Annotated in this window: 3 protein-coding genes; 2 read left to right on the forward strand and 1 reads right to left on the reverse strand. The window is 68.4% G+C overall.

The genetic code is table 11. The annotated features are described in order from the left end of the window. Positions 1 to 1,782 (forward strand): gamma-glutamyltransferase family protein (locus tag HUU94_RS04325; RefSeq protein WP_174273879.1); only part of this gene is annotated, 1,782 nt, incomplete at its 5' end. Positions 1,783 to 1,885: 103 nt separating this feature from the next. Here the strand turns inward: HUU94_RS04325 and HUU94_RS04330 are convergent. Beyond that, entirely contained in the window at positions 1,886 to 3,958 is a 2,073-nt protein-coding gene (locus tag HUU94_RS04330; protein ID WP_174273880.1) for a S46 family peptidase, read from the reverse strand. A 139-nt stretch (positions 3,959 to 4,097) separates the two neighbouring features. On the opposite strand from HUU94_RS04330, the gene HUU94_RS04335 reads away from it, so the two are divergent. Further along, positions 4,098 to 4,915, forward strand: an 818-nt coding sequence (locus HUU94_RS04335; protein WP_174273881.1) for an amidohydrolase, incomplete at its 3' end; no start/stop codon positions are given.

Here is a 4,915-nt window from a genome sequence, read left to right on the forward strand (position 1 = left end):
TCGACCGCCGGCCCCGGACAGGGCGGCGCCCCCACGCCGGACGCCGCTCCGCTTCCCGGCCGGTGGGCACCGGGCGAACCGCGCTTCCTTCGCCCCGACGTTCACGCGGGCGATCGGCCGGTCGGCGCGAGCTTCGCCTCGCGGACCGCCGCCTACGGGCTTTCGGGTGCTGCCGGCACCGCGCATCCGCTCGCCACGCAGGCGGGAATCGAGATCCTCAAGCGCGGCGGATCGGCGATCGATGCGGCGATTGCGATCAACGCCTGCCTCGGCTTCCTCGAACCCACCTCCAGCGGCATGGGCGGCGATTGCTATGCGATGGTCTGGGATCCGAAGACCAAGGCGCTGGCGGGCCTCGCCGGATCGGGCGCGTCGCCGAGCGGGCTGAGCCTCGCAACCGCGAGGGCACGAGCGAGGAACGGCGCGCTGCCTGCGCTGGGCGCGATCAGCGTCTCCGTGCCGGGCGCGGTCGATGCCTGGTGGACGCTGCATGGGCGCTACGGCAAGCTCAAATGGGCCGAGCTGTTCGAGCCCGCGATCGCGCTTGCCGAGGGCGGCGCGCCCGTGCCCGACATCATCGCTTATTATATCCGCCGCAACCTCGCCGCCTTCCGCCGTCCGGGGTCGGGCGTCGAGGAGACCGACAACGCCCAGCATACCTACGCGCCGGACGGCCGATCGCCCGAGGCTGGCGGGGTGTTCCGCAATCCCGATCTCGCGCGAACCTACCGGATGGTGGCAGCGGGCGGTCGCGACGCTTTCTATGCCGGGCCGATCGCGCGGACGATGGACGCTTATTTCAGGCGGATCGGCGGCTGGCTGCGCGCCGAGGATTTCGCCGCGCACCATAGCGAATGGGTGACGCCGTATCGGACCAGCTATCGCGGCGTCGACGCTTACGCGCTCGGCGCCAACACGCAGGGCATCGCCACGCTGCAGATGCTCAACATCCTCGAACATTTCGATCTGGCCGGCGCCGGCTTCCAGTCGCCGCTGTCGATCCACCTCCAGGTCGAGGCCAAGCGGCTCGCCTATGAGGATCGCGCGCGCTATTATGCCGATCCGCGCTTCTCGAAGGTGCCGGTCGAGTGGCTGATCTCCAAGGAGTATGCCGCCAAGCGCGCCAAGCTGATCCGGCCCGATCACATCCTGACGCCGGTCTATCCCGGCCAGGCGCCGAGCCACGGCGACACCACCTATTTCACCGTCGCCGACAGGGATGGGATGATGGTGTCGATGATCCAGTCCAACTTCCGGGGGATGGGATCGGGGCTGGTCGCCGACGGCCTCGGCTTCATGTTCCAGGATCGCGGCCAGCTCTTCTCGCTCCGGGACGGGCATCCCAACATCTATGCGCCGGGCAAGCGGCCGTTCCAGACGATCATCCCCGGCTTCGCGGCGCGCGGGCGCGATCCCTGGATGAGCTTCGGCGTGATGGGCGGCGACATGCAGCCGCAGGGGCAGGCGCAGATCCTGATCAACCGGATCGATTACGGGCTGGAAATCCAATCGGCGGGGGATTCGCCGCGCTGGCATCACGAAGGCTCCTCGCAATCGATGGGGGAAGATGCGCCGGGGCTGCCCGCTAACGGCCTGCTGAGGCTGGAAAGCGGCGTGCCCGAGAAGACCCGCGCCGCGCTGGCCGGCATCGGCTGGGCGATCGGCGCTCCCGACGGCGGCTTCGGCCGCTACGAATGCATCGAACAGCGGATCGACGGGCGCGACCGCGTCTATGCGGCGGCGAGCGAGATGCGCGCCGACGGCTGCGCGCTCGCCTATTGAGCGGCGCTTACCGTTGCGAGCCGGTGCGCGACGGATGGGCGAAGATCATCGCCGATCCGCCGTCACGCGTAAGCTCATCCGGGCCCGCCCTTATTCGCGGTGACTATCGCTGGTGCAGCTCGGCGAGCAGGCGCTTGCCGGGATAGATCTTGCCCAGCGCCTCCTCGACCGCGACGGTCGATACCGCGACTGATCGGTTGAGGACCGGATCGAAGCCGAAGGCGCCGCCCAGCGAGTGGATGTTGCCATCGAAGATCGCACCGATCACGGCACCGTCCTTGTCCATGATCGGCGATCCCGAATTGCCGCCGATGATATCGTTGTCGCTGGTGAAATCGACCGTCTTGGCCATATCGATCCGCGAGCGCGCGGCGAGCACCTTGGGCGGCAGCTTGAACGGATCGACCCCGGTCGCGCGATCGAACATGCCCGCGAACTGCGTGGTCGGCGGCACGACGACGCCCTGATAGGTCCAGCCCTTGACCGTGCCATAGCTCAGCCGGAGCGTGAAGGTCGCGTCGGGATAGAGATCGGTGCCGTATGCCGCGAAGCGCGCCTGCGCGATCTTCGATTGCGCCGCGATGGTCGGCGATTGCACCTCGAAGCGGTAGCGGTCGACCAGCGCGCGGCCGTCGGCGCTGTGCGCCAGCACATATTGGATCAGCGGATCCTTCGATGCCTGGATCGCGGGCAATCCCCCTTCGAACAGCGCCTTGCGCACCGCGGGGTCGGCCAGGCTGGTGCCCGTGATCAGGCGATGCGCGACCTGTTCGGGTGATTCCTTCCCGAGCAGCGCCTTGACCGCCGGCGCATCGGTGGTGAGCGCCTCGCGCGTCTTGGACAGCCAGTAGGCGACCGTCACTTCCTCGAGCCACGGATAGATCGGCCGGGGATCGACGAGCTGTTTCTCGATCAGCGGCAGCGCGCTGTCGTTGAAGCCGCGCAGCCGCTCGGCATCGGGCTTGCTGCGCTCCTGCGCGGCGCGGACGAGCACGCGGGCATAGCCGTAGAGGTCCGAACCCAGCCCCGCGCGCGCCTCGAGGAAGGTATAGGGCTTGTAGAAATCGCGATACACCGCCTGCGCCTTGGCGACGTCCCCCCAGGGATCGCCGATCCGCGCCGCCGCTGCGGGATCGGCCGCGACCTTCGCGCGCAGGTCGCGTTCGTTCGCCGCGAGCCGTGCGGAAAAGGCCGGGTCGAGCAGCGCCTGCCACTCGCCGTACAGCGCCTTGTAGCTGTTCTCGATCCCGAACAGGAAATCGCTGCCGGTGCGCGCTTTCTCCGGATCGGTGGCCATCGCGGCGAGCAGCCGGCCGCGCAGCTCGGCGAAATAGAGTTCGGTGGCGGGCAGGCCTACGTCGCGGAGCATCGCGAACTGCGCCTGCGTGTAGAGCCGCTGCGTGCTGCCGGGATTGCCGGCGACGAACACCAGCTCGCCTTCCTTCGGCGCGCGCGCCGCCCAGGCGAGATGGTTCGGCGTCGCGACGGGCTTGCCGTTTTCGTAGATGCGCAGGAACGCGGCATCGAGATCGTAGCGCGGAAAGTTGAAATTGTCGGGATCGCCGCCGAAGAAGGCCGCGTCGGCCTCCGGCGCATAGACCAGCCGCACATCGGAATATTTGCGATATTTATAGAGCTTGTACTGCCCGCCGCCGAACAGGGTGACGACCTGGCAGCGTTCCTTAGCCGGATCGGTGCACCCTTCCTTCTCGATCGTCGCCGTCGCCGCGTCGCGCGCCTTGGCGAGCGCCACGCCGGCCAGGCTGCCGACCGCCTGCTGGACACGCGGGGTGACGTCGGTGATCGCGGTCACGATCTCGGCCTGCTGGCCCGGGCACTTCTTCTCGTCGGCGATCGCTTCGGCGAGGAAGCCGTTGGCGATATAGTCGGCCGGTCCGCTCGACAGCGCCTGCGCGCAATCCCGCACGCAATGATGGTTGGTCAGCACCAGCCCGGCATCCGAGACCAGGGAGGAAGAGCAGCCCCCGGTCAGCCGCAGCGCGGACAGGCGGACATGATCGAGCCATTGCTGGCTGGGAGACACGCCATAGGCCTTGGCGACCTTCGCCGACGGAAACGCATCGAAGGTCCACATCCCCTCGTCCGCGCGCGCGCCGGTCAGCGGGAGGAGAGCGGCCCCGGCAAGCAGAACGGTTACGGGCAGCTTGGTCTTCATGCGATCATCCTATTCAGTGCTTTGTGACATGGTATCTCCGGGCCTGCCGCGTAGCAATCGCCTAGCCGTCGGATGCGTGCGCGCGCTTTCCTCGCGTCCATCCGTCGAATAAGCTGGCCTCTTACGCAGGGGGCCAGCCATGATGCGCGGATATCTGTCAGGGTTGCTCCTCGCCTTCGCCGCGCCGGCTTTCGCCCAGCCGGCGCCACCGACCCCGCTCATCGCGATCTACGAGCAGATCCACCAGCATCCCGAGCTTTCGCATTTCGAGGCGGAGACCTCGGCGATCCTCGCGCGGGAGCTGCGCGCGGCGGGCTATGCCGTCACCGATCATGTCGGCGTCTATCCCGACGGCAGCCGCGCCTACGGCGTCGTCGCGCTGATGAGGAACGGCGCGGGGCCGACGCTGATGATCCGCGGCGACATGGACGCGCTGCCGCTGATCGAGCGTACCGATCTGCCCTATGCCAGCCACGTCATGGCCAAGAACAAGGCCGGGCAGAATGTGGGGGTGATGCACGCCTGCGGGCACGATCTCCACACCACCGTGCTGATCGGCGTCGCCCGCGCGCTCGCCGCCGCGCGCGCGAACTGGCACGGCACGCTGATGCTGGTCGGGCAGCCCTCGGAGGAGACGGCGGACGGCGCGCGCGCGATGCTGGCGGATCGCCTCTACGAACGCTTCGCGCGGCCCGACATGATCGTCGGCCTGCACGACAGCAACACCTGGCCGGCGGGCAAGGTCGGGCTGGCGATCGGCCGCGCGCAGGCGGGCACGACCTCGATCGACGTCACCATCCGCGGCATCGGCGGGCATGGCGCCGCGCCGCAGCTCGCCAAGGATCCGGTGGTGCTCGCGGCGATGTTCGTCACCCAGCTTCAGACGATCGTCAGCCGCGAGGCGGATCCGCTGGATCCGACGGTGATCACCGTCGGTTCGATCCATGGCGGCACGCG

The sequence above is a fragment of the Sphingomonas bacterium genome (genome assembly GCF_903644055.1).
In the GTDB taxonomy this organism is placed as follows: Bacteria; Pseudomonadota; Alphaproteobacteria; order Sphingomonadales; family Sphingomonadaceae; genus Sphingomonas_I.